General features: G+C 38.1%; 34 protein-coding genes and 2 rRNA genes (1 of these 36 only partly in view). 34 read left to right on the top strand and 2 right to left on the bottom strand.

Annotated features, from left to right (window positions below; all coding sequences use genetic code 11):
• Together K412_RS0110615 and rrf are read left to right on the top strand one after the other, a co-directional pair.
• Positions 1-2,799: ribosomal RNA gene (locus K412_RS0110615) — 23S ribosomal RNA — on the top strand (it extends 256 nt beyond the left edge of the window).
• A gap of 117 nt (positions 2,800-2,916) precedes the next feature.
• A 5S ribosomal RNA gene (gene rrf, locus K412_RS0110620) occupies positions 2,917-3,033 on the top strand.
• Between the two features lie 325 nt (positions 3,034-3,358).
• Here the strand turns inward: rrf and K412_RS22740 are convergent.
• Positions 3,359-3,757 (bottom strand): hypothetical protein, encoded by a 399-nt coding sequence (locus K412_RS22740; RefSeq protein WP_242835600.1) that lies wholly within the window; start codon positions 3,755-3,757, stop codon positions 3,359-3,361.
• Positions 3,715-4,659 (bottom strand): helix-turn-helix domain-containing protein, encoded by a 945-nt coding sequence (locus K412_RS20660; protein WP_242835602.1) that lies wholly within the window; start codon positions 4,657-4,659, stop codon positions 3,715-3,717. The genes K412_RS22740 and K412_RS20660 overlap by 43 nt, the downstream gene beginning before the upstream one ends.
• Before the next feature lie 453 nt (positions 4,660-5,112).
• Here K412_RS20660 and rpsJ point away from each other — a divergent pair, with 453 nt between their 5' ends.
• From rpsJ to K412_RS0110785, 32 genes are all read left to right on the top strand, one after another.
• A complete protein-coding gene (gene rpsJ, locus K412_RS0110630; RefSeq protein ID WP_004620876.1) occupies positions 5,113-5,424 on the top strand; it encodes a 30S ribosomal protein S10 in 312 nt (103 codons plus the stop codon).
• Between the two features lie 109 nt (positions 5,425-5,533).
• Positions 5,534-6,172, top strand: coding sequence for a 50S ribosomal protein L3 (gene rplC / locus K412_RS0110635; RefSeq protein WP_024833096.1), 639 nt, complete (start codon positions 5,534-5,536; stop codon positions 6,170-6,172).
• 24 nt (positions 6,173-6,196) lie between these two features.
• Positions 6,197-6,820 (top strand): 50S ribosomal protein L4, encoded by a 624-nt coding sequence (gene rplD, locus K412_RS0110640; RefSeq protein ID WP_024833097.1) that lies wholly within the window; start codon positions 6,197-6,199, stop codon positions 6,818-6,820.
• Entirely contained in the window at positions 6,820-7,173 is a 354-nt protein-coding gene (gene rplW, locus K412_RS0110645; RefSeq protein WP_024833098.1) for a 50S ribosomal protein L23, read from the top strand. The genes rplD and rplW overlap by 1 nt, the downstream gene beginning before the upstream one ends.
• Positions 7,174-7,204: 31 nt before the next feature.
• The gene (gene rplB, locus K412_RS0110650; protein WP_024833099.1) at positions 7,205-8,038 is read left to right on the top strand and encodes a 50S ribosomal protein L2; all 834 of its coding nucleotides are present in this window, start codon (positions 7,205-7,207) and stop codon (positions 8,036-8,038) included.
• Between the two features lie 84 nt (positions 8,039-8,122).
• Positions 8,123-8,404, top strand: coding sequence for a 30S ribosomal protein S19 (gene rpsS / locus K412_RS0110655; protein ID WP_024833100.1), 282 nt, complete (start codon positions 8,123-8,125; stop codon positions 8,402-8,404).
• Between the two features lie 195 nt (positions 8,405-8,599).
• A complete protein-coding gene (gene rplV, locus K412_RS0110660; RefSeq protein WP_024833101.1) occupies positions 8,600-8,944 on the top strand; it encodes a 50S ribosomal protein L22 in 345 nt (114 codons plus the stop codon).
• 19 nt (positions 8,945-8,963) lie between these two features.
• Positions 8,964-9,632: a 30S ribosomal protein S3 gene (rpsC, locus tag K412_RS0110665; protein ID WP_024833102.1), complete on the top strand. Its 669-nt coding sequence runs from the start codon at positions 8,964-8,966 to the stop codon at positions 9,630-9,632.
• On the top strand, positions 9,632-10,069 hold the full coding sequence (gene rplP / locus K412_RS0110670) for a 50S ribosomal protein L16 (RefSeq protein WP_024833103.1): 438 nt from the start codon (positions 9,632-9,634) through the stop codon (positions 10,067-10,069). Before rpsC ends, rplP begins: the two co-directional genes overlap by 1 nt.
• Complete coding sequence (gene rpmC, locus K412_RS0110675) at positions 10,059-10,259, top strand: 50S ribosomal protein L29 (RefSeq protein WP_004620858.1); 201 nt, start codon at positions 10,059-10,061, stop codon at positions 10,257-10,259. The genes rplP and rpmC overlap by 11 nt, the downstream gene beginning before the upstream one ends.
• A 120-nt stretch (positions 10,260-10,379) precedes the next feature.
• Entirely contained in the window at positions 10,380-10,637 is a 258-nt protein-coding gene (gene rpsQ / locus K412_RS0110680) for a 30S ribosomal protein S17 (RefSeq protein ID WP_020816383.1), read from the top strand.
• A 43-nt stretch (positions 10,638-10,680) separates the two neighbouring features.
• On the top strand, positions 10,681-11,049 hold the full coding sequence (gene rplN / locus K412_RS0110685; RefSeq protein WP_024833104.1) for a 50S ribosomal protein L14: 369 nt from the start codon (positions 10,681-10,683) through the stop codon (positions 11,047-11,049).
• A gap of 18 nt (positions 11,050-11,067) precedes the next feature.
• A complete protein-coding gene (rplX, locus tag K412_RS0110690; protein ID WP_024833105.1) occupies positions 11,068-11,418 on the top strand; it encodes a 50S ribosomal protein L24 in 351 nt (116 codons plus the stop codon).
• A gap of 27 nt (positions 11,419-11,445) precedes the next feature.
• Positions 11,446-11,988, top strand: a complete 543-nt coding sequence (rplE, locus tag K412_RS0110695) for a 50S ribosomal protein L5 (protein WP_024833106.1) — start codon at positions 11,446-11,448, stop codon at positions 11,986-11,988.
• A gap of 15 nt (positions 11,989-12,003) precedes the next feature.
• A complete protein-coding gene (locus K412_RS0110700) occupies positions 12,004-12,189 on the top strand; it encodes a type Z 30S ribosomal protein S14 (protein ID WP_004620848.1) in 186 nt (61 codons plus the stop codon).
• Positions 12,190-12,213: 24 nt separating this feature from the next.
• Positions 12,214-12,612: a 30S ribosomal protein S8 gene (gene rpsH, locus K412_RS0110705; RefSeq protein WP_024833107.1), complete on the top strand. Its 399-nt coding sequence runs from the start codon at positions 12,214-12,216 to the stop codon at positions 12,610-12,612.
• 116 nt (positions 12,613-12,728) lie between these two features.
• Complete coding sequence (gene rplF, locus K412_RS0110710) at positions 12,729-13,280, top strand: 50S ribosomal protein L6 (protein WP_024833108.1); 552 nt, start codon at positions 12,729-12,731, stop codon at positions 13,278-13,280.
• Between the two features lie 17 nt (positions 13,281-13,297).
• Positions 13,298-13,666 carry a 50S ribosomal protein L18 gene (rplR, locus tag K412_RS0110715; protein WP_024833109.1) on the top strand — a complete coding sequence of 123 codons (369 nt, stop codon included), beginning with the start codon at positions 13,298-13,300 and terminating at the stop codon, positions 13,664-13,666.
• 18 nt (positions 13,667-13,684) lie between these two features.
• Positions 13,685-14,185, top strand: a complete 501-nt coding sequence (gene rpsE / locus K412_RS0110720; protein ID WP_024833110.1) for a 30S ribosomal protein S5 — start codon at positions 13,685-13,687, stop codon at positions 14,183-14,185.
• 12 nt (positions 14,186-14,197) lie between these two features.
• A complete protein-coding gene (rpmD, locus tag K412_RS0110725; RefSeq protein WP_024833111.1) occupies positions 14,198-14,377 on the top strand; it encodes a 50S ribosomal protein L30 in 180 nt (59 codons plus the stop codon).
• Between the two features lie 15 nt (positions 14,378-14,392).
• Positions 14,393-14,836, top strand: coding sequence for a 50S ribosomal protein L15 (gene rplO, locus K412_RS0110730; protein ID WP_024833112.1), 444 nt, complete (start codon positions 14,393-14,395; stop codon positions 14,834-14,836).
• 1 nt (position 14,837) lies between these two features.
• Positions 14,838-16,130: a preprotein translocase subunit SecY gene (gene secY, locus K412_RS0110735; RefSeq protein WP_024833113.1), complete on the top strand. Its 1,293-nt coding sequence runs from the start codon at positions 14,838-14,840 to the stop codon at positions 16,128-16,130.
• Between the two features lie 100 nt (positions 16,131-16,230).
• A complete protein-coding gene (locus K412_RS0110740) occupies positions 16,231-16,875 on the top strand; it encodes an adenylate kinase (protein WP_024833114.1) in 645 nt (214 codons plus the stop codon).
• Position 16,876: 1 nt separating this feature from the next.
• Entirely contained in the window at positions 16,877-17,644 is a 768-nt protein-coding gene (map, locus tag K412_RS0110745) for a type I methionyl aminopeptidase (RefSeq protein WP_024833115.1), read from the top strand.
• Positions 17,645-17,752: 108 nt separating this feature from the next.
• On the top strand, positions 17,753-18,034 hold the full coding sequence (locus K412_RS0110750; protein WP_024833116.1) for a KOW domain-containing RNA-binding protein: 282 nt from the start codon (positions 17,753-17,755) through the stop codon (positions 18,032-18,034).
• 51 nt (positions 18,035-18,085) lie between these two features.
• Positions 18,086-18,304: a translation initiation factor IF-1 gene (infA, locus tag K412_RS0110755; protein WP_004620820.1), complete on the top strand. Its 219-nt coding sequence runs from the start codon at positions 18,086-18,088 to the stop codon at positions 18,302-18,304.
• Positions 18,305-18,402: 98 nt separating this feature from the next.
• Entirely contained in the window at positions 18,403-18,516 is a 114-nt protein-coding gene (gene rpmJ / locus K412_RS0110760) for a 50S ribosomal protein L36 (RefSeq protein ID WP_024833117.1), read from the top strand.
• 233 nt (positions 18,517-18,749) lie between these two features.
• A complete protein-coding gene (rpsM, locus tag K412_RS0110765) occupies positions 18,750-19,118 on the top strand; it encodes a 30S ribosomal protein S13 (RefSeq protein ID WP_024833118.1) in 369 nt (122 codons plus the stop codon).
• 21 nt (positions 19,119-19,139) lie between these two features.
• On the top strand, positions 19,140-19,541 hold the full coding sequence (gene rpsK / locus K412_RS0110770) for a 30S ribosomal protein S11 (protein WP_024833119.1): 402 nt from the start codon (positions 19,140-19,142) through the stop codon (positions 19,539-19,541).
• A gap of 30 nt (positions 19,542-19,571) precedes the next feature.
• Entirely contained in the window at positions 19,572-20,198 is a 627-nt protein-coding gene (gene rpsD, locus K412_RS0110775; RefSeq protein ID WP_024833120.1) for a 30S ribosomal protein S4, read from the top strand.
• 122 nt (positions 20,199-20,320) lie between these two features.
• Complete coding sequence (locus K412_RS0110780; protein ID WP_024833121.1) at positions 20,321-21,268, top strand: DNA-directed RNA polymerase subunit alpha; 948 nt, start codon at positions 20,321-20,323, stop codon at positions 21,266-21,268.
• A 67-nt stretch (positions 21,269-21,335) separates the two neighbouring features.
• Positions 21,336-21,860, top strand: a complete 525-nt coding sequence (locus tag K412_RS0110785) for a bL17 family ribosomal protein (RefSeq protein WP_024833122.1) — start codon at positions 21,336-21,338, stop codon at positions 21,858-21,860.
• Positions 21,861-22,003: the final 143 nt, after the last annotated feature.

A 22,003-nucleotide genomic window follows, 5' to 3' on the forward strand; every position in this document is an offset into this window, starting at 1 on the left:
GAAAGCGGAAGAGCCCAAACCAAAAGATAGCAATATCTTTTGGGGTTGAGGACTAGCATAATGATCCTTGAGACATAGCAGAATGAGCAGCTGGAAAGCTGAGACCATAGAGGGTAAAAGTCCCGTAAGCGAAATGTTGAGAGGCAGGCTAGAATCCAGAGTACCACGAGGCACGTGAAACCTCGTGGGAAGCAGGGTGGACCACCATCCAAGGCTAAATACTAACTGGTGACCGATAGTGAAGCAGTACCGTGAGGGAAAGGTGAAAAGAACCCCGGGAGGGGAGTGAAAGAGAACCTGAAACCCTATGTTTACAAGCAGTTGAAGAGCGTTAAAGCTCGACAGCGTACTTTTTGTAGAACGGTCCGGCGAGTTATTGTATGCAGCAAGGTTAAGTACTAGAAGGTACGGAGCCGAAGGGAAACCGAGTGTTAAAAGCGCGAGAAGTTGCATGCTATAGACCCGAAACCGGGTGACCTACCCATGGACAGGTTGAAGCGGGAGTAAAATCTCGTGGAGGACCGAACCACATGACCGTTGAAAAGGTCTGGGATGAGCTGTGGGTGGCGGAGAAATTCCAATCGAACTCGGAGATAGCTGGTTCTCCCCGAAATAGCTTTAGGGCTAGCCTCAAGGGAAAATCAAACGGAGGTAGAGCACTGAATGGGCTAGGGGCCTTACCGGGTTACCGAACCCTATCAAACTCCGAATGCCGTAATGATGTTACTTGGGAGTCAGACTATGAGAGATAAGTCCCATGGTCAAAAGGGAAACAGCCCAGACCATCAGCTAAGGTCCCAAAATCACAGTTAAGTGGAAAAGGATGTGGGTTTGCTAAGACAACTAGGATGTTGGCTTAGAAGCAGCCACTCATTCAAAGAGTGCGTAATAGCTCACTAGTCGAGTGAGCCTGCGCCGAAAATTACCGGGGCTAAACTGTGTACCGAAGCTATGGATCAGCGTACATCCAATAGTATTGCTAAATGAAATAAGAAGCGAAGAGGTAATTTCACGAAATGTAACAAATGAAAAATAAATCAAAACATTTCGTCAAATTACATACAGCTAAACTTGTACCGTTAGCAGTAGTATTGGATGTACGAGGGTGGTAGGGGAGCTTACTGTAGTAGGTTGAAGCAAGATCGAAAGGACTTGTGGACGAGACAGTAGTGAGAATGCCGGAATAAGTAGCGAGAGTAAAGTGAGAATCTTTACCGTCGAAAGCCTAAGGTTTCCTGGGGAAGGTTCGTCCGCCCAGGGTAAGTCTGGACCTAAGCTGAGGCCGAAAGGCGTAGGTGATGGACAACAGGTTGAAATTCCTGTACTACCGTTAATCGTTATGAGAGAGGTGGTGACGCAGGAGGATAAGTCAAGCGATCAGCTGGAAAAGATCGTGCAAGCGGGGTAGATAGTCCGGTAGGCAAATCCGCCGGATGTTTCGAAGACGTGATGCGGAGGGAAAACAAGTACCGAAGTGACAGATTCCACACTGACGAGAAAAACCACTATCCAGATTAAAGGTACCAGTACCGCAAACCGACACAGGTAGGTGAGGAGAGAATCCTAAGACGAGCGGGAGAAGCGTTGTTAAGGAACTCGGCAAATTGACCCCGTAAGTTAGCGAAAAGGGGTGCCTCAAGAGATTGAGGCCGCAGAGAATAGGCCCAAGCAACTGTTTATCAAAAACACAGGTCTCTGCTAAATCGAAAGATGAAGTATAGGGGCTGACGCCTGCCCGGTGCTGGAAGGTTACGGGAATTGCTTAGGGGAAACCCGAAGGCATGAACTTAAGCCCCAGTAAACGGCGGCCGTAACTATAACGGTCCTAAGGTAGCGAAATTCCTTGTCAGGTAAGTTCTGACCCGCACGAATGGCGTAATGACTTGGGCACTGTCTCAACAACGTACCCGGCGAAATTGTAGTACTTGTGAAGATGCAAGTTACCCGCGACTAGACGGAAAGACCCCATGGAGCTTCACTGTAGCTTGATATTGGGTTTCGGTATTTTTTGTACAGGATAGGTGGGAGACTGAGAAGTGGTGGCGCCAGCCATCATGGAGTCGACGTTGGGATACCACTCTAAAAGTACTGGAACTCTAACCTGAGACCATAAGCTGGTCTAGGGACACTGTCAGGTGGGCAGTTTGACTGGGGCGGTCGCCTCCCAAAGAGTAACGGAGGCGTCCAAAGGTTACCTCAGTGCGGTTGGAAATCGCACAGCGAGTGCAAAGGCATAAGGTAGCCTGACTGCGAGAGAGACACCTCGAGCAGGTACGAAAGTAGGGCTTAGTGATCCGGTGGTATGAAAGTGGAATTGCCATCGCTCAACGGATAAAAGCTACCCTGGGGATAACAGGCTTATCTCCCCCAAGAGTCCACATCGACGGGGAGGTTTGGCACCTCGATGTCGGCTCATCGCATCCTGGAGCTGTAGCAGGTTCCAAGGGTTTGGCTGTTCGCCAATTAAAGCGGTACGCGAGCTGGGTTCAGAACGTCGTGAGACAGTTCGGTCCCTATCTGTCGCGGGCGCAGGATATTTGAGAGGATCTGTCCTTAGTACGAGAGGACCGGGATGGACGAACCTCTAGTGCACCAGTTGTCATACCAATGGCACAGCTGGGTAGCCAAGTTCGGCAGGGATAAACGCTGAAGGCATCTAAGCGTGAAACCCACCTCAAGATGAGATATCCCACTAGCAATAGGTAAGACCCCATGTAGACTACATGGTTGATAGGTCAGGAGTGTAAGCATAGTAATGTGTTAAGCTGACTGATACTAATAGGTCGAGGGTTTGACCCAAAAGAAACAGGTATCAAAAAAGTAGAAGGTCTTAAAACTAGACAATGAGAGAGCTTCACATCTTCTTAGAAGAGTAACATTAATCAGTTCTGAAGGTACAAAGTACCTAATAAATCTTCTGGTGGAAATGACGAGATGGTCACACCCGTTCCCATACCGAACACGGCAGTTAAGCATCTCAGTGCCGATAATACTTGGCTGGAGACGGCCCGGGAAAGTAGGTCTCTGCCAGATTTATATGAAAGCCTCAAGTTCATTGCTTGAGGCTTTTTTACATTATCTGATAAATGTACAAGTAAAATAAAAATACGTTAATTGAAAAGTTAAATTCCACTGTAAATTTTAATTCCACAATGAAGAGTAAATTCCACTAAATCAAGTCTTTGAACTATATTCTTTGTGCCTGAAATATAGTATAATAAGCATACAGAAAATTGCTCTGAAGAAAAAATTGCATGGCAAACAGCCGACTGGAGGATTTTTTGTAAAACTAAATTCCACTCGGAATAGAGTTGATATTGAGGTTTCTATCCGCAGTTTTAACTCTTGGTTTGTGTTTCTATTTCAGCAGTTTTGGTTTTAGGATGATATCGTCGCAGGATATCTCTCTTAGTCCGAATGCATTTAATGCATGTTTTTCCAGTAGCAATTGAGCCAGTTCTAATGGGGTTCTACCATTTAGACTGGCTCTTGCTGTACTGTTAATATGATTTGCAAGTCTTGTTACATCCCATTGCGTTAGTTTATCAAAGGATGAGCCTTTGGGAAGAACAGAACGTATATATTCGTGGTTCTTTTCTATACCTGGTTTTTGCCACGAAGCCATAGGATCACAAAAAAATATGGATGTGCGTATGGTATTATCAATCCCACATTCCAGTCCTTCTGGGTTTGAAAATTCCGTACCTCTGTCTGTTAAAATAACTGGAAATGTGTTGTAGAAGCCGATAGGAGACATTTTTTCTTCCAGATGGTCAAATGTTTTTTAACAGAAGTTGCTGTCTTATCTGGCAATAGATAAATTAACATCAATTTGCAGCTGCGAAAGAATAATGTAAGTAGTACTTTTTGGCTACCCTCACAACCGACTACTGTATCCATTTCAACAACATTCGTCTCTGGATGGGCTTCCATATATTTCATGAAATCATTATAAGTTCGTCCTTCAAAAATCCCTGTATCTTTGGCTTTTGGTCTGTCTTGTTTGCGAGGCTTATACTTTACTTTTCTGGGGAGATCAATGTTTTTCACAGATAACACACCAGATGCAATATAATTATAAATTGTTTTTTCAGAACATTTTATTTCGGGATGATTTTTAAGTATTTGGTACGGAGTCTGCCCCTGCAAAATTAAAGGTGTGACAATTGCATCCATCTGATTAAGTGAATCTTCAGATATATTGATTCCATTTCTAGATTCAACAAGGATAGTCTTATATTGACGATTAGCCTGAGTTGCTTTGTAGAAATATTTATCAAGCCTGCATCCAGCTTTTTTAGAACAACCGTTACAAACAAAAGGAGCCTTTACTACTTTACTGCATATTTCATTTTTAAACTGGTCACAATGGGTATTACAAGCATTACATGTTCTGCATTGCTTCTTACAAGCAACAGTACGTTTGCAGACATTTGTAAGGCCACATTTACCACGATGAACACAATGATTATGGGATACAAAATTGTTTCTAGAAGTAAGAGAACGGTGTTTCTTGACTTCCTTTGAAACAGTAGTAGGGTCTTTGCACAAATATTTCGCAATCACTTTAAAAGGTAAATTGTTGTCTAGTGATTTTTCAATAAAAATCCTATTATCTAGGGTAAGATGTTTTTGGTTTCCTGGTATTAAATTAGACATAATTAACTCCTTTCACTGCGGATTGGGAAACCAAAATTAATTATACATGAAGTAGTGGAATTTACGTAAGACTAAATTCTACTCTAATTTTTTAAAAGTGGAATTTACTTTTTCATTCAACATAAAATAAAAATATATTTTAAAACTACTTGCAAATATAAAAAATATGTAGTAAAATATTGAATGTTGTGGCGTGGCATACGATGACGCAGGAGATTGCTATTCTTAGAAATAGGTAACTTTTGCTGAGAATGTCCGATTCAAGAAACCGGGCGACAAGTCACTGTACATTTTGAAGTGTAATATAATCGCTTTAAATGCCCAGGTTAAGTTTGTCCAATTAGGATAAGAACGATCCTGGGTTTTTATATAAAACGTTATGAAACACCCGGCATAGTGTACAGACAAAACTTGTTGTACGTGACAAAATCCAACGTACGAGGAGGTTTATGTATGTCAAACAAACAGAAAATACGTATCAGACTAAAGGCGTTCGATCATCAGGTGCTTGATCAGTCAGCTGAGAAGATCGTTGAAACTGCTAAAAGGACAGGCGCGAAGGTTTCAGGACCTGTACCGCTTCCTACTGAGAAAGAGATTATTACAATCTTGAGAGCTCCACATAAATATAAGGACTCAAGAGAGCAGTTTGAAATGAGAACTCATAAGAGATTGATAGATGTAGTTTTACCAACGCCAAAGACTGTTGACGCATTAATGAGGTTGGATCTTCCAGCTGGTGTAGACATTGAGATTAAATTATAATTTTAAATAATTTGAAGAAATTAATGTCAAGCTAGTCTACAGAGTTAAGTGTTAATAGTAGGTCATGTTCATAGAAAATATGAACCAATAACCATAGGAGGTAATTTTAATGAAAAAAGCAATGTTAGGTAAGAAAATTGGAATGACTCAAATATTTGATGAAAATGGTTTGGTTATACCAGTTACAGTTGTAGAAGCAGGCCCATTAACAGTTGTTCAAAAGAAGACTGTTGAAACTGACGGATATGATGCTATAAAGGTTGGATATCAGAAGATTGAAGAAAAAAAACTCAGCAAACCTGCTTTAGGTCAGTTCAGTAAGACTAAGCTTGCTCCAATGAAGTATCTAAGAGAATTCAGACTGGAAGATATATCAAGTTTTGAAGTTGGTCAGGAAATTAAAGTTGAGGATATGTTCCAATCTGGAGATAAAATAGATGTAAGCGGTGTTTCAAAAGGTAAAGGATTTCAAGGTACTATTAAGAGATACGGTCAAAAGGGTGGTAGAGAAACTCACGGTTCAATGTATCATAGAAGAGTTGGTTCCATGAGTGCTAACACCAATCCGGCAAGAGTATTTAAGGGCAAGAAGTTGCCAGGTCATATGGGTATGGACAACACTACAGTTCAAAATCTTGAAGTTGTTAGAGTTGATGCAGAAAGAAACCTTATTCTTGTAAAAGGTGCTCTTCCAGGACCTAAAGGTGGATTGCTTGTTATTAAAAGTACGGTTAAATCCGGTAAATAATAACGTGAAGGGAGGAAGTAACACATGCCAAAGGTTGATTTATATAACATGAAAGGTGAAGTAGTTGGAGATATTCAACTTTGCGATAATGTTTTTGGTGCAGAAGTAAATAAAGAAGTACTTCACGCAGTAGTAGTAAATCAGTTAGCAAATAAAAGGCAAGGTACTCAGTCAACAAAAACCAAGAGTGAAGTTAGAGGTGGCGGTAAGAAGCCATGGAGACAAAAGGGAACCGGTCGTGCAAGACAGGGAAGTATCCGTTCAGCACAGTGGATTAAAGGTGGTATAGTATTAGGACCTAAGCCACGTAGCTACAGATACACTATGCCAAAGAAAGTAAAACGTATTGCAATGAAATCAGCATTAACATCAAAGGTTTCAGGAAATGAAATTTTTGTTTTGGATGCTTTGACATTAGATGCAATTAAGACTAAGTCAATGGTGGGTGTACTTAACAGTTTGAAGGTTGATTCAAGTGCTTTAATAGTAATTGACTCAAAGAATGAAAACGTTGTTAAGTCTGCTAGAAACATACCAGGAGTAAAAACAGCATATGTAAATACTCTTAATGTATTTGATATATTGAAATATGATAAGTTCATTATAACAAAGGATGCTGTTGAAAAGGTTGAGGAGGTGTACGCATAATGAGATTACCACAAGACATAATTTTAAAGCCATATATAACTGAGAAAAGTAATATGGAAATAGCTGCTGGTAAGTACACTTTTATCGTTGATGTAAAATCAACAAAAACCGAAATTAAAAAGGCAGTTGAAGCATTATTCAGCGTTAAAGTATTACAAGTTAATACAATGAACTTTGACGGTAAAATTAAGCGCACAGGTGTTCACGAAGGACCTCGTCCAGCTTGGAAAAAGGCAATCGTTAAAATCGATACTGATCCAAAGCCTGTTGAATACTTGACAAAGGGCGGCAAGACTGTAACAAATAATAAGAAATATAAAACTAGCATCGAAGAATTTGGCGTTGCTCAGTAATTAAGCCAGGTTATAAAAGGAGTGAGAAGAGATGGCATTAAAAAAGTATAGTCCTACTTCTCCATCCAGAAGGTTTATGACAGTAATGGATTACTCAGAGTTATCAAAAGTTGAACCTGAAAAGTCATTGCTGGAACCTCTGAAGAAAAATGGAGGAAGAAACTCTTATGGTAGGATTACTGTTCGTCATCAAGGCGGCGGTAACAGACAAAAATACAGAGTTATAGATTTTAAAAGAGACAAAGATGGAATCAAGGCAAAGGTTGCTACAATCGAGTATGATCCAAACAGGACTGCAAATATTGCGCTTCTTAACTATTTAGATGGTGAAAAGAGATATATTCTTGCACCAGTTGGATTAAGTGTAGGCGATATTGTTGAATCAGGAGAATCAGCGGATATCAAACCAGGTAACGCACTTCCTCTTGCAAATATTCCTGTAGGTTCATTGATTCATAATATTGAACTTAAGCCAGGTAAGGGTGGCCAGATGGTTAGAGCTGCAGGAAATGCTGCTCAGTTAATGGCTAAAGAGGGCGATTATGCTCAGGTAAGACTTCCTTCTGGTGAAGTTCGTATGATTAGAATCAATTGTAAAGCTACAATTGGTCAAGTTGGAAACCTTGAACATGAAAATGTGTCTTTAGGTAAGGCAGGAAGAAAAAGATGGATGGGTATCAGACCTACAGTACGTGGTGTTGTTATGAACCCAGTTGATCACCCTCACGGTGGTGGAGAAGGTAAATCACCTATCGGTAGACCAAGTCCTGTAACACCTTGGGGTAAACCAACTCTTGGCTTGAAGACTAGAAAGAAGAAAAACAAGTCAGATAAGTTTATTGTTAAGAGAAGAAATCAAAAGTAATATATCGGGATATTTGGAAGTAAGAGCGGTTTAACCGCTCCGCCAAATCCTATGAGATGGCGGCGAAGGGAGGATTTTAGAATAATGAGTAGATCAGTTAAAAAGGGACCTTACGTGCTTGATTCATTACTTAAGAAAATTGAAGAAATGAATAAAGCAAATGATAAGAAAGTTATCAAGACCTGGTCAAGGGCTTCAACTATATTCCCTCAGATGGTCGGACACACAATTGCTGTTCATGACGGAAAGAAGCATGTTCCTGTATATATAACAGAAGAAATGGTTGGTCATAAGCTTGGTGAATTTGCACCAACTAGAACATATAAGGGACATAGTGGTAACGAGAAGTCTACTTCTCTAAGGTAACAAAAAAATTTTTTGATACTGAGAGTTTAAGTTTAAGATTAGAACTGAAAGGAGGCTATTCAGTTGGAGAAAAAAGTATTGTCCAAAGAGGAGCTATTAAAGAATAAAGATCAGATTTTGGCTGAACAAAATGCTAAGCATACTAAGTCAAATAAGCCTACACTTCTTACTAAGAAAGAGAGAAAAGTTCTTGGAATTGGTAAAGATGAAGGAAGAGCAGTTTTAAAATATGCACGTATATCGTCCAGAAAGGTTAAAATCGTTTTAGATTTGATAAAAAATAAGGGTATTGATGAGGCTTATGCTATTCTCAAATTTACACCTAAGGCTGCATCAGAAGTTTTGTACAAGCTTCTAAAATCAGCGGAGGCAAATGCTGTTAACAATAATAGCTTGAATCATGATAACCTTTATATTGCAGAAGCTTTTGCAACTCAAGGGCCAACATTAAAAAGAATTATGCCACGTGCTCAAGGTAGAGCATTTAGAATTCAAAAAAGAACCAGCCATATAACATTGGTTGTAAAGGAAAGAGAATAAGCGAGAAGGAGGTTGGGTAATGGGCCAGAAAGTAAATCCTCATGGATTAAGAATTGGAATCATTAAAGATTGGGATACAAAATGGTATGCTAATGATAAATCTTTTAGCAGCTATCTTGTTGAAGATGTGAAAATAAGAAATTTCATAAAAAAGAAACTTTATATTTCAGGTATTTCTAGAATTGAGATAGACCGTGCCGCTAATAAGGTGAAAATTAATGTAAATACTGCAAAGCCAGGACTTGTAATAGGCAAGGGTGGCCAAGGTATTGAAGAGCTTAGAAAAGAAGTAGAAAAAATGACAGGAAAGAGCGTTCTGATTAATATCACAGAGATTAAAGTTCCTGAAATGGATGCTCAGCTTGTTGCAGAAAATATTGCATCACAGCTCGAAAAACGTATATCTTTCAGAAGAGCAATGAAGCAAGCTATGTCAAGAACAATGAAGCTCGGCGCAAAGGGTATCAAGACTGCATGTTCAGGAAGACTTGGCGGTGCTGAAATCGCAAGAACTGAACATTACCATGAAGGTACTATTCCTCTGCAAACACTTCGTGCTGATATAGACTACGGTTTTGCTGAAGCAGACACAACTTATGGTAAGATTGGTGTCAAGGTATGGATATATAAAGGAGAAGTTCTTCCTGCTGTCAAAAGAGACAGAAAAGCGGAAGGAGGAGATAAGTAATGTTAATGCCCAAAAGAGTAAAACATAGAAGGGTTCACAGAGGTAGAATGACCGGAAGAGCTACTAGAGGTAACTACGTTAGCAACGGTGATTTCGGAATTCAGGCTTTAGAACCTGCTTGGATAACAAGCAACCAGATTGAGGCTGCCAGAATAGCGATGACTCGTTTCATCAAACGTGGTGGTAAGGTTTGGATTAAAATATTCCCTGATAAGCCGGTAACAAAGAAACCAGCTGAAACTCGTATGGGTAGTGGTAAAGGTTCACCGGAGTATTGGGTAGCAGTAGTAAAACCTGGAAGAGTATTATTTGAGATTGCGGGAGTACCTGAAGAGACAGCTAGAGAGGCATTAAGACTCGCTATGCACAAACTTCCGGTTAAATGTAAATTTGTAACCCGCGAGAAAGAAATGGGTGGTGAAGCAAATGAAAGCTAGTGAAATCAGAGAAAAGGATATTGTTGAATTAAACAAGGAATTGGGCGAATTAAAGTCTGAACTCTTTAAGCTTAGATTTCAGCTTGCTACAAATCAGCTTGAGAACCCAATGAAACTTAAGGATGTTAAAAAATCCATTGCCAGAGTTAAAACAATAATAAGGGAAAAAGAGCTTAGCGATAACAAGTAATAGCTGTTTGCTAAAGTAATTGAAAAACCTTAACCATAATGAATAACGTCAGTTATGTTCTTTGTAGTACATCAATTGATAGTATTACAAAGATGAGTATTCGGAAGGAGGTAATTCCACTTGGTTGAAAGAGCTTTAAGAAAGACTAGGGTTGGCAAAGTTGTCAGCAATAAGATGGATAAAACTATTGTTGTTGCTATAGAAACTAGTGTAAAGCATCCGTTATACGGAAAAATTGTTAAGAGAACTTACAAACTAAAGGCACATGATGAAGAAAATCAATGCCAGATTGGTGATAAAGTTAAAGTAATGGAAACAAGACCATTAAGTAAGGAAAAGAGATGGAGACTTGTTGAAATCGTTGAAAAGGCACAATAATGTATGTGCAGTCTGAGCAGAAATTTTGGAAGGAGGTACCACTATGATTCAAGTTCAGTCTAGAATGAAAGTAGCTGATAATACCGGAGCTAAAGAACTTATGTGTATAAAAGTTCTTGGCGGTTCTTGGAGAAAGTATGCTAATATAGGGGATGTTGTAGTAGCTTCAGTTAAAAATGCAACACCCGGCGGTGTTGTAAAAAAAGGTGACGTTGTAAAGTGCGTTATTGTACGCTCTAAGAAAGGCGTTAGAAGACCTGACGGTTCTTACATCAGATTTGATGAAAACGCTGCAGTTATAATTAAAGAAGATAAGAACCCAAGAGGAACTCGTATATTTGGACCTGTTGCAAGAGAATTAAGAGATAAGGACTTTATGAAAATTCTTTCTCTTGCACCGGAAGTATTGTAAGGAAGGAGGCGGCTTAATTTGGCAAATAAAGTTCATGTAAAAAAGGATGACACAGTTCTTGTGCTTTCAGGAAAAGATAGAGGCAAGAAGGGCAAGGTATTAAGCGTAAATCCTTCTACTAATCAAGTACTTGTTGAAGGCGTTAACATGTCAACAAAGCACAAAAAGCCCAGAGGAAAATATCAACAAGGTGGCATAATTCATCAGGAGTCACATATAGACAGTTCAAACGTTATGTTAGTTTGTGATAAATGTGGTAAGCCTACCAAAGTTGCAAAGAAAATTCTCGACAATGGGCAGAAGGCTAGAACTTGTAAGAAGTGTGACGAGATTATTGATATAGTATTAGATAAAAACAAAGACGGTTAATAGCACTGCCGAAAGGAGGTATAGCAAATGGCAAGGTTAAAAGATAAATATCTTAATGAAGCAGTTCCTGCTTTGAAAGATAAGTTTAAATATAGCAGTATCATGCAGGTTCCAAAGCTTGAAAAAGTAGTTCTTAACATGGGAGTTGGAGAAGTTAAAGACAACCCAAAGGCTATGGATTCAGCAGTAAATGATTTGACATTGATTACCGGACAAAAGCCGATTGTAACCAAGGCTAAAAAGTCAGTAGCGGCATTTAAATTAAGACAAGGAATGAATATTGGTTGTAAGGTTACATTAAGAGGCGACAGAATGTATGAATTCGTTGATAAACTCTTTAATGTAGCCATTCCTAGAGTAAGAGACTTCAGAGGTCTTTCTAACAACTCATTTGATGGTAGAGGAAATTACTCTATGGGTGTCAAGGACCAGCTAATATTCCCTGAAATTGAGTATGACAAGGTTGATAAGCTAAGAGGAATGGATATCGTTTTTGTAACTACGGCTAAGAGTGATGAAGAAGCTAAAGAGCTTTTAAAATTACTTGGTATGCCATTCAGCCAGAGCTAAGGAGGGATTGAAGGCATGGCAAAGAAATCTATGATTATAAAGCAACAGCGTACACCTAAGTTTAGTACAAGGGCTTACAATAGATGTAAAATATGTGGAAGACCACACGCATACATTAGAAAATTTGGAATTTGCCGTTTATGCTTTAGACAATTAGCGTACAAAGGTCAAATACCTGGCGTTAAAAAAGCAAGCTGGTAATATCATTGGAAGGAGGTTAAACATATGCAAATTACTGATGCAATAGCTGATATGTTAACCAGAATAAGAAATGCAGGTTCTGCTAAACATGAATCAGTTGATATACCCGCTTCCAACCTTAAGAGGTCTATAGCAAACATTTTGCTGGAAGAAGGATATATTAAGAATTTTGAAGAAATTAGTGACGGAAAGCAAGGCGTACTTAGAGTTAATTTAAAGTACACTAACAATAAGCAAAACGTTATAACTGGAATAAAGAGAATTAGTAAGCCTGGTTTGAGAGTATATGCGGGAAAAGACGAGTTACCAAAGGTATTGGGTGGACTCGGTATAGCAATTATCTCAACATCAAAAGGAATAATGACTGACAGGAAAGCCAGAGTAGAAGGTATAGGCGGAGAAGTTCTGGCATTTGTTTGGTAAGTTATAAATCCTCAGGTAAAGTATTTTCAAATTCTTATTTAAGAATTTGAAAATACTCTAAGGTCTGAAAAGGGCTAAAAAATGCTCATAATTTTAAGAACTGGAGGTATTATGACATGTCAAGAATAGGAAAGTTGCCAGTAGCTGTTCCAAAGGGAGTAACAGTTAAACTGGACGGCGAAAATTTATTGACTGTAAAAGGTACAAAAGGAACTCTTACAAAGCAGTTCCATAAGGATATGATTATTAAGGTAGAAGCTGATCAGATAGTAGTTGAAAGACCATCTGATTTAAAAATGCACAAATCACTTCATGGTTTAACTAGAACACTTATTAACAATATGGTGGAAGGTGTTACCAATGGATATCAAAAGGCTCTTGATATCAACGGTGTTGGTTATAGAGCACAAAAACAGGGTAAGAAGTTGGTTTTAACACTAGGATATTCACATCCTGTTGAAATGGAAGATCCTGAAGGTATAACAACGGAAGTACCTGCACCTAACAAGATAATTGTTAAGGGAATTGATAAGCAGGTAGTTGGAGAAGTAGCTGCTAAGATTCGTGAAAAGAGACCTCCTGAGCCTTATAAGGGTAAGGGTATCAAATACGAAACTGAAGTTATAAGACGTAAAGAAGGTAAAACTGGTGGCAAGGGTAAAAAGTAGAAAGGAGATGAGAGTAAATGATAAATAAAACAAATAGAAACGAAGTAAGACTCAGAAAGCATCTGAGAGTACGCAAAAAGATTACTGGAACTGTTGAACGTCCAAGAATGAACGTTTTTAGAAGTTTAAACAACATTTATGTTCAGATAATCGATGATACAACCGGTAATACTCTTGTATCCGCTTCAACCCTTGATGCCGCATTAAAAGGAAAGCTTGCTAACGGCGGAAATAAGGAAGCAGCTAAAGAGGTTGGAAAATTAATAGCTTCTAAAGCTATTGACAAGGGTATAAAGAAAGTTGTATTTGATAGAGGCGGATATATCTATCATGGAAGAGTTAAAGAGCTTGCTGACGCTGCTAGAGAAGCAGGCTTGGATTTTTAAGGAGAAGGAGGGGAATACATGCAACGAATTGATGCCAGCACTTTAGAGCTTAAAGAAAAAGTTGTTAATATAGGACGTGTAACAAAGGTTGTTAAAGGTGGTAGAAACTTCCGTTTCAGTGCTTTAGTAGTAGTAGGAGACGAGAACGGTTATGTTGGAAGTGGAATGGGTAAAGCTGCTGAAATACCTGAAGCTATTCGTAAAGGTATTGAAGATGCAAAGAAGAACCTGATTAAAGTTCCACTTGTTGATACAACAATTCCACACGAAGCATTGGGAGTATTTGGAGCAGGTAAAGTATTACTTAAGCCTGCTGGACAAGGTACCGGAGTTATTGCCGGAGGACCTGTAAGGGCCGTACTTGAACTTGCAGGAATCCGTGATATAAGAACGAAGTCATTGGGCTCAAACAACCCAATTAATATGGTTAATGCAACTATTGAAGGCCTTGCTCAGTTAAAAACAGCTGAAGAAGTTGCCAGACTTCGCGGAAAAACAGCAGAAGAGATTCTGGGCTAGGGGGGACATTAAATGGCTAAGTTAAAGATAACTCTAAAGAAGAGCACAAATAAGGCTATTAAAAGTCAGGCCGCAACTGTAAAAGCTCTTGGTTTAGGTAAAATCGGAACTACAGTTGAAAAAAATGACAACCCTCAAATTAGAGGAATGATTAGAAAAGTTTCACATCTTGTTTGTGTAGAAGAAATATAAAGGGAGGTGTAGTCAATGAAATTATTTGAATTACAGCCTGCTCCTGGATCAAAAAAGCTACCTAATAGAAAAGGTAGAGGTATAGGCAGTGGTAATGGTAAAACCGCTGGTAAGGGTCATAAAGGACAAAATGCCCGTGCTGGTGGTGGTGTTAGACCAGGTTTTGAAGGTGGTCAAATGCCTTTGTATATGAGATTACCAAAAAGAGGATTTAATAACTACGAATTTTCTAAAAAGTATACTGAAGTTAACGTATCTGATTTAAATATTTTTGATGAAGGTACAGTTGTTACTGAGGAACTTCTTAAATCTTCGGGCCTTGCTAAAAAGATTATAGACGGAGTAGCAATTTTAGGTAACGGAGAGTTAACTAAAAAGTTAACAGTTCAAGCGACTAAATTTACAAAAACAGCTACTGAAAAGATAGAAGCTGCGGGAGGAAAGGTCGAGGTGGTATAACGTGAGTGGAATGATGGATACACTTAAGAATTCCTGGAAAATTCCTGATTTAAAGAAAAAAATATTAATAACAATTGGCCTTCTTTTAGTTTTTAGATTAGGATCAAAAATCCCTGTTCCTGGACTGGACCCTAATTGGTTTGCACAGCTTATTGCAAAGGGTGGACAGTTGTTTAACTTTATTGATATCATTGGTGGTGGTTCTTTTAAGAATGCAACCATTTTTGCAATGAGCATAACACCATATATCAATGCATCAATTATTATGCAGTTGTTAACGATTGCTATTCCAAAATTGGAACAGTTATCAAAGGAAGGCGAAGAGGGCAGGAAAAAGATAGGTCAATGGATAAGATATGCAACAGTTATTTTGGCATTCTTACAGGCAACAGCCATTACTATTGGTCTAAGAGGTGCACTTATTTCAGGACTTAACGTTATAACCTTCATTACAGTAACACTTACACTTACTGCCGGAACAGCATTTTTGATGTGGCTTGGTGAACAAATCACTGAGTACGGTATTGGAAACGGTATTTCAATGTTGATTTTTGCAGGTATATTATCAGCTGGTCCTACAGGGGCTAGTTACATTATAAAGAACTACACTTTGGGTAACTTGGGAAGTGGTGCAATAGGTATTTTATCAATAATAGGAATACTTGTTGTATTCGTTGCTGTTATTGCTTGTGTTGTTTGGGTCAATCAGGCTGAGCGTCGTATACCTGTGCAATACGCAAAAAGAGTTGTTGGTAGAAAGGTTTACGGAGGACAAAGCACTCATTTACCAATAAAGGTAAACTGGGCAGGAGTTATTCCTATAATCTTTGCAATGTCAATTATGATGCTGCCATCAACAATTGTTGGATTTGCAAGACCAAATGCAACTAGCGGAGTTGCAGCATTTATAAAGGATTGGGGAAATCATTGGTCTTATGCAGTTCTTTATGCTTTACTAATTATCGGATTTACATTTTTCTACACATACGTACAGTTCAATCCAATTGAGCTTGCTAATAACATGAAGAAGAATGGTGGTTTTATACCTGGTATAAGACCTGGTAAGCCAACTTCCGATTATATCGCAAAAGTATTGAATAGAATAACATGGTTTGGTGCATTGTTCCTTGCACTTATAACTATATTCCCTTACATTATTGGTTGGATTACAGGGATACAAGGAGTATGGTTCGCAGGAACAAGCGTTCTGATCTTAGTTGGTGTCGCAATTGATACCGTAAGACAAATCGAGTCACAAATGCTTATGAGACACTATAAAGGATTCTTAGAATAAGGTCCTATCAAATTAGATTAGTTAGCAAATGGTTTGGGGTTTATGATACGTCATAAGCCCTAAACTTGATGTTATGAGTAATTGTAAAGAGGTGACAATAATGAGGATCATATTATTAGGAGCTCCCGGAGCAGGAAAGGGAACTCAAGCAAAAATTATATCTGAAAAACTTAATATTCCACATATTTCAACCGGTGATATTTTTAGAGCAAACATAAAGGGAAATACTCCTCTTGGACAGAAGGCAAAAGAATATATGGATAAGGGAGAGCTTGTACCGGATGAACTGACTGTGGAAATTGTAAAGGACAGATTGGGAAATTCAGACTGCGAAAATGGATTTATTTTAGATGGTTTCCCAAGAACAATTCCTCAGGCCGAATATCTTGATAAGGTATTGGTACAAATGAACATAAATCTTGATGTCGCTCTTTTAATAGATGTAAAGGATGAAGATATCATACAAAGAATGTCTGGAAGACGTGTTTGTACAAATTGTGGAGCAACATATAATGTTGTATTCAATCCCACAAAAGAAGAAGGAATATGTGATGTGTGCAAATCTCCAGTTATTCAAAGAGCCGATGATGCTGCAGAAACAGTATTAAACAGACTTGAGACATACCACAAGCAAACACAGCCCCTTATCAGTTATTATGAGAAAGCTGGCAAGCTGAAAGTAGCAGAAGGTGCCGGAGAAGTTGAAGAAACGTCAAAACGTGTGATGAAAGTTTTAGGTATTTAAAATGTTTACTATTAAATCACAATCTGAAATTGAAAAGATGAAAAAAGCTGGAGAGATTTTATATGAAACTCTGCAGCTAATAAAGAAAAATACTGTACCTGGTGTTACCACAAAGGAATTAGATAGAATTGCTGAAGAGTATATTAAAAAGAATCATGCAACTGCTTCTTTTAAAGGATATGATGCTGGTATTCCTGGAATGGTTCCTTTTCCCGGCAGTATATGTACATCTGTCAATGAGGAAGTGGTTCATGGGATACCAAGTTTAAAGCCTTTAAAAGATGGCGATATTATCAGTATAGATGTAGGTGTGTACTTAAACGGATATCATGCGGATGCAGCAAGGACTTTTGCCGTTGGAAATATAACTGCTGAAGCGCAAAGACTTATTGATGAAACGCGTCAGAGTTTTTTTGAAGGATTAAAACAAATGGTTATAGGCAATCACATAAGAGATATTTCAGAAGCTATTCAAAATCATGTTGAGAGTAAGGGATTCTCGGTTGTAAGAGATTTTGTAGGACACGGTATTGGAAGAGAATTGCATGAGATGCCTGATATACCTAATTATGTTACAAAGAGAAGAGGCCCACGGCTTGAAAACGGAATGACAATAGCTGTTGAGCCAATGATTAATGCAGGTAGCTATAGTGTAAAAGTATTAGAAAATAGATGGACTGTTGTTACAACTGACAAATCGCTTTCTGCACACTATGAGAATACAGTAGCAATCACTAATAACGGACCGATTATATTGACAAGGTTCTAATAAATATTTTTAGATATTTTTATAAATTGTATTGTTATAATTTTAGTTTTCCTGTATAATTTATATTTGGTTTGACTGTGTAAATTTTATGCTTAGAGGTGAATTACATTGAACGTGGTCCTGGGACAGGTTGTACATTCTAAAGCAGGGCGGGACGCAGGAAAAACATTTGTAGTAACAGGTTTTATTGATGATAATTATGTACTTATCAGTGATGGAAGCTCTAGGAGATTAGAGAATCCTAAAAAAAAGAAGTTAAAGCACCTGATTATTACAGACAATGTTATCGAAGCTATTGCACAGAAAATTTCTTCAGGAGAAAAATGCACAAATGCCGAGGTAAGAAAGGCACTTGTTGAATATAATATACCTGTTGACAGTAACGTTTAGTTGAGAGCAATAAATTTATAAATGTATTTATCCTTTGGAGGAGGTGTTAGTTTGGCAAAAGATGATGTTATAGAGGTTGAAGGTACTGTTATTGAAGCATTACCGAATGCTATGTTTCAGGTAGAGCTTGAGAATGGACATAAGGTATTGGCTCATATATCAGGTAAGCTCAGAATGAATTTCATAAGGATTCTTCCGGGAGATAAGGTAACCCTTGAATTGTCACCATACGACCTTACCAGAGGAAGGATAACTTGGAGAGCAAAATAATATATACCTAAAGGTATTATTTATTAATATAAAAATTAAAGTATTACCCGATTAACTAATTAAGCAGATTTTTTTCTTATTATAAGGAGGATATAGCGATGAAAGTAAAACCATCAGTTAAGACTATATGCGAAAAGTGCAAAATTATTAGAAGAAAAGGCAGAGTAATGGTTATCTGCGAAAACCCAAAGCATAAGCAAAAACAGGGTTAATATTGAACCCACATCTATGTTTTATTAAATTTCGTAAAATCTCGGCAAGAAGCGGCTGAACAAAAGAATTTCCCGATTCATTGTTTTCTTGTTGATATTTTAAATATTTGACGATATCGTTTGAACATGAGCCTATGGGAATGGCATTATATTACATCATGGTTCATTCGGTGGAGAATTAGTTTGAGTGCCCGAATATGGTGGCACGAATTTTAATGGAGGTGTAAGTAAAGATGGCACGTATTGCCGGAGTAGATTTGCCCAGAGAAAAAAGGGTAGAAATTGGTCTCACTTATATTTACGGTATTGGAAGACCTAAGTCTAATGAAATTCTTTCTAAGACTGGCGTTAATCCTGATACTCGTGTTAGAGATCTAACTGATGATGAAATAAACAAAATCAGAGAAGTAATCGACAAAGAATACAAGGTTGAAGGTGACCTTAGAAGAGAAGTAGCATTAAATATTAAGCGTCTTATTGAAATCGGATGCTACAGAGGAAGAAGACACAGAATGGGTCTTCCAGTAAGAGGTCAGCGTACAAAGACTAATGCAAGGACTAGAAAAGGCCCTTCAAAGCCCGTTAGCGGCAAAAAGAAATAGTTAAAGGAGGTTTGCGAACAAATGGCAACTAAGACTGGTGCTAAAAGAACTACCAGAAAAAGAAGAGAACGTAAGAACATTGAACGTGGAGCTGCTCATATCCGTTCATCTTTTAATAATACAATTGTTACCTTAACAGATACTGCCAGAAATGCACTTTCATGGGCAAGTGCAGGTGGACTTGGTTTCAGAGGTTCAAGAAAGAGCACACCATTTGCTGCACAAATGGCTGCTGAAACAGCTGCAAAGGCTGCAATGGAACATGGACTTAAAACTGTTGAAGTATACGTAAAGGGACCTGGAGCAGGTAGAGAAGCAGCAATTAGAGCTTTGCAAGCTGCTGGACTTGAAGTAAGTCTTATAAAGGACGTTACACCAATTCCGCACAACGGCTGCAGACCACCTAAGCGCAGAAGAGTATAATTGATAATTATTATGGAGGTGTAAACTTAGATGGCAAGATATACTGATGCATCTTGCAGACTCTGCAGAAGAGAAGGCGAAAAACTTTTTCTAAAGGGTGAGAGATGCTATACTGATAAATGTTCTGTAGCAAGAAGACCTTATGCACCTGGACAACATGGACAGGCTAAGAAGAAGATGTCAGAATACGGCATACAGCTTCGTGAAAAGGCTAAGGTAAGAAGATTTTATGGCGTTTTGGAAGGTCAGTTCAGTGAATACTTTGAAATGGCTTCAAGACGTAAGGGTATAACAGGTGAAAACCTGCTTCAAATCCTTGAAACAAGACTTGACAATGTAGTATACAGACTTGGACTTGGTACATCAAGACCTGAGTCAAGACAGTTAGTTACACATGGTCATTTCACAGTAAATGGTAAGCGTGTTAACATACCTTCATACCTGATAAAGGTTGGAGATGTTATAGCAGTAGCTGATAAGAGCAAGAATTCACCAAAAGTTAAATCGATTAGAGAAATTGCCGGTGGAAAAGTAGTTCCAAAGTGGTTGGAATTTAATGAAGAAAACTTAGTAGGAAAAGTTGTTGCTCTTCCTGCAAGAGAAGACATTGATTTACCAATCAAGGAACACTTAATCGTAGAGTTGTACTCCAAGTAATATATACTAGATGGATTAATAACTTGGAAGCAACTGAAAGAATTATTTATAATTCTCTATGAAAAGTGCGTTTAGAATCAGTTGCCCTCAAAAAATAAAAAGTTGTTAAGGGAGGGTTCTTGGTGATAGAAATAGAAAAGCCTAGAATTGAATGTGTATCTAATAGCGATGATAACACTTATGGCAAGTTTATAGTTGAGCCTTTGGAAAGAGGCTATGGTATTACCCTCGGTAATTCTTTAAGAAGAATATTACTTTCTTCATTACCCGGTGCTGCTGTCAATTCAATAAAGATTGATGGAGTATTGCATGAATTCTCCACAGTTCCAGGAGTAGTAGAAGACGTAACAGAGATAATACTTAACATCAAATCTCTTTCATTATTAATTCATGGCGAAGGATCAAAGGTTATTTATATTGATGCAAATGGAGAAGGGCCAATAACAGCTGGTGATATTATCACTGACCAGGATGTAGAAATACTTAATCCTGACCTTCATATTGCAACACTGAATGGCGATCATAGATTCTACATGGAGATGGTAATCAGTAAAGGCAGAGGATATGTGTCTGCCGATAAGAATAAACAGGCTGGTCAACCAATAGGTGTCATTCCTGTTGATTCAATATATACTCCCGTCAAGAAAGTAAATTACACGGTTGAAAATACACGTGTTGGTCAGATTACTGATTATGATAAGCTGACACTTGAAGTATGGACTGACGGAAGTATTAATCCTGATGAAGCTATAAGTCTTGGGGCAAAAATACTTAGCGAGCATTTAAATCTATTTGTAGATTTGTCTGATCAAGCTAAGCATACTGAGATTATGGTTGAAAAGGAAGAAACCAAAAAAGAGAAAGTTCTCGAAATGACTATTGAAGAGCTTGATTTGTCAGTTAGATCTTATAACTGTTTAAAGAGAGCAGGAATCAATACAGTTGAGGATCTTACCAACAGAACCGAAGAGGATATGATGAAGGTAAGAAATTTGGGAAGAAAGTCTCTTGAAGAGGTTCTTCAAAAACTTCAGGCACTTGGATTGTACTTAGCACCAAGTGAAGAATAGTTTGTTACAAAAATTAGATGCTAATATTATATAGTAGTGTAAAATACGAGGCAAGGAGGGATAGGTAATGCCAGGTCAAAGAAAGTTGGGGCGTGCAACAGACCAGAGAAAGGCAATTTTAAAGAATCTTACAACAGCTTTATTTGTAAGTGGTAGAATTGAAACTACTGAGGCAAGAGCCAAAGAAGTTAAAAATATAGCAGAAAAACTTATCACTTTAGCAATCAAGGAAGCAGATAACTTTACTTCAAAGCAAGTAAAAGTTAGTGCTGCAAAAGTTGATAGCAAAGGAAAGAAGCTTACCGATTCTAAGACATCAAAGAACGGTAAGAAGTATTTTGTAGTAGACAGAGAAGTTAAGACAGATATGGTTTCTGTTGATAATCCTTCAAGACTACATGCAAGAAGACTTATAATGAACTGGGTATATAGACCAACAACTGCTGATGGAAAGAACATAAACATCACAGACAAGCTTTTTGATGAAATAGCTCCTAAATATAAGGACAAAAAGGGCGGTTATACCAGAATCTATAAGCTCGGACCTAGAAGAGGCGACGCTGCAGAGATGGTAATACTTGAATTGGTTTAATATACTTAAATATCTGTATCAACATATATCTAAGTGATTATTATGTGGGGATTAAACAGTAAAAATGTTTAATCCCTATATTTATATACTTTGATAGAAAACAAAATAACTGTAAAATATATAATAGGGTTGTTATTTGGGAG

Origin of the sequence: Ruminiclostridium josui JCM 17888 (assembly GCF_000526495.1) — a bacterium.
GTDB lineage: Bacteria > Bacillota > Clostridia > Acetivibrionales > DSM-1351 > Ruminiclostridium > Ruminiclostridium josui.

Excerpts from the sequence above, each read along its gene's own strand:
- rpsK (WP_024833119.1), top strand. The coding sequence starts at position 19,140 with ATGGCAACTAAGACTGGTGCTAAAAGAACTACCAGAAAAAGAAGAGAA.
- rplW (WP_024833098.1), top strand. The coding sequence starts at position 6,820 with ATGAGATTACCACAAGACATAATTTTAAAGCCATATATAACTGAGAAA.
- rpmJ (WP_024833117.1), top strand. The coding sequence starts at position 18,403 with ATGAAAGTAAAACCATCAGTTAAGACTATATGCGAAAAGTGCAAAATT.
- rpsJ (WP_004620876.1), top strand. The coding sequence starts at position 5,113 with ATGTCAAACAAACAGAAAATACGTATCAGACTAAAGGCGTTCGATCAT.
- rplC (WP_024833096.1), top strand. The coding sequence starts at position 5,534 with ATGAAAAAAGCAATGTTAGGTAAGAAAATTGGAATGACTCAAATATTT.
- rpsC (WP_024833102.1), top strand. The coding sequence starts at position 8,964 with ATGGGCCAGAAAGTAAATCCTCATGGATTAAGAATTGGAATCATTAAA.
- rpsS (WP_024833100.1), top strand. The coding sequence starts at position 8,123 with ATGAGTAGATCAGTTAAAAAGGGACCTTACGTGCTTGATTCATTACTT.
- rpsD (WP_024833120.1), top strand. The coding sequence starts at position 19,572 with ATGGCAAGATATACTGATGCATCTTGCAGACTCTGCAGAAGAGAAGGC.
- K412_RS22740 (WP_242835600.1), bottom strand. The coding sequence starts at position 3,757 with ATGTCTCCTATCGGCTTCTACAACACATTTCCAGTTATTTTAACAGAC.
- rpmD (WP_024833111.1), top strand. The coding sequence starts at position 14,198 with ATGGCTAAGTTAAAGATAACTCTAAAGAAGAGCACAAATAAGGCTATT.
- K412_RS0110700 (WP_004620848.1), top strand. The coding sequence starts at position 12,004 with ATGGCAAAGAAATCTATGATTATAAAGCAACAGCGTACACCTAAGTTT.
- rpsH (WP_024833107.1), top strand. The coding sequence starts at position 12,214 with ATGCAAATTACTGATGCAATAGCTGATATGTTAACCAGAATAAGAAAT.
- rplR (WP_024833109.1), top strand. The coding sequence starts at position 13,298 with ATGATAAATAAAACAAATAGAAACGAAGTAAGACTCAGAAAGCATCTG.
- rpsE (WP_024833110.1), top strand. The coding sequence starts at position 13,685 with ATGCAACGAATTGATGCCAGCACTTTAGAGCTTAAAGAAAAAGTTGTT.
- rplF (WP_024833108.1), top strand. The coding sequence starts at position 12,729 with ATGTCAAGAATAGGAAAGTTGCCAGTAGCTGTTCCAAAGGGAGTAACA.
- K412_RS20660 (WP_242835602.1), bottom strand. The coding sequence starts at position 4,659 with ATGTCTAATTTAATACCAGGAAACCAAAAACATCTTACCCTAGATAAT.
- rplE (WP_024833106.1), top strand. The coding sequence starts at position 11,446 with ATGGCAAGGTTAAAAGATAAATATCTTAATGAAGCAGTTCCTGCTTTG.
- rplN (WP_024833104.1), top strand. The coding sequence starts at position 10,681 with ATGATTCAAGTTCAGTCTAGAATGAAAGTAGCTGATAATACCGGAGCT.
- map (WP_024833115.1), top strand. The coding sequence starts at position 16,877 with ATGTTTACTATTAAATCACAATCTGAAATTGAAAAGATGAAAAAAGCT.
- rpmC (WP_004620858.1), top strand. The coding sequence starts at position 10,059 with ATGAAAGCTAGTGAAATCAGAGAAAAGGATATTGTTGAATTAAACAAG.
- rplO (WP_024833112.1), top strand. The coding sequence starts at position 14,393 with ATGAAATTATTTGAATTACAGCCTGCTCCTGGATCAAAAAAGCTACCT.
- rplP (WP_024833103.1), top strand. The coding sequence starts at position 9,632 with ATGTTAATGCCCAAAAGAGTAAAACATAGAAGGGTTCACAGAGGTAGA.
- K412_RS0110740 (WP_024833114.1), top strand. The coding sequence starts at position 16,231 with ATGAGGATCATATTATTAGGAGCTCCCGGAGCAGGAAAGGGAACTCAA.
- rplD (WP_024833097.1), top strand. The coding sequence starts at position 6,197 with ATGCCAAAGGTTGATTTATATAACATGAAAGGTGAAGTAGTTGGAGAT.
- K412_RS0110785 (WP_024833122.1), top strand. The coding sequence starts at position 21,336 with ATGCCAGGTCAAAGAAAGTTGGGGCGTGCAACAGACCAGAGAAAGGCA.
- rplB (WP_024833099.1), top strand. The coding sequence starts at position 7,205 with ATGGCATTAAAAAAGTATAGTCCTACTTCTCCATCCAGAAGGTTTATG.
- rpsM (WP_024833118.1), top strand. The coding sequence starts at position 18,750 with ATGGCACGTATTGCCGGAGTAGATTTGCCCAGAGAAAAAAGGGTAGAA.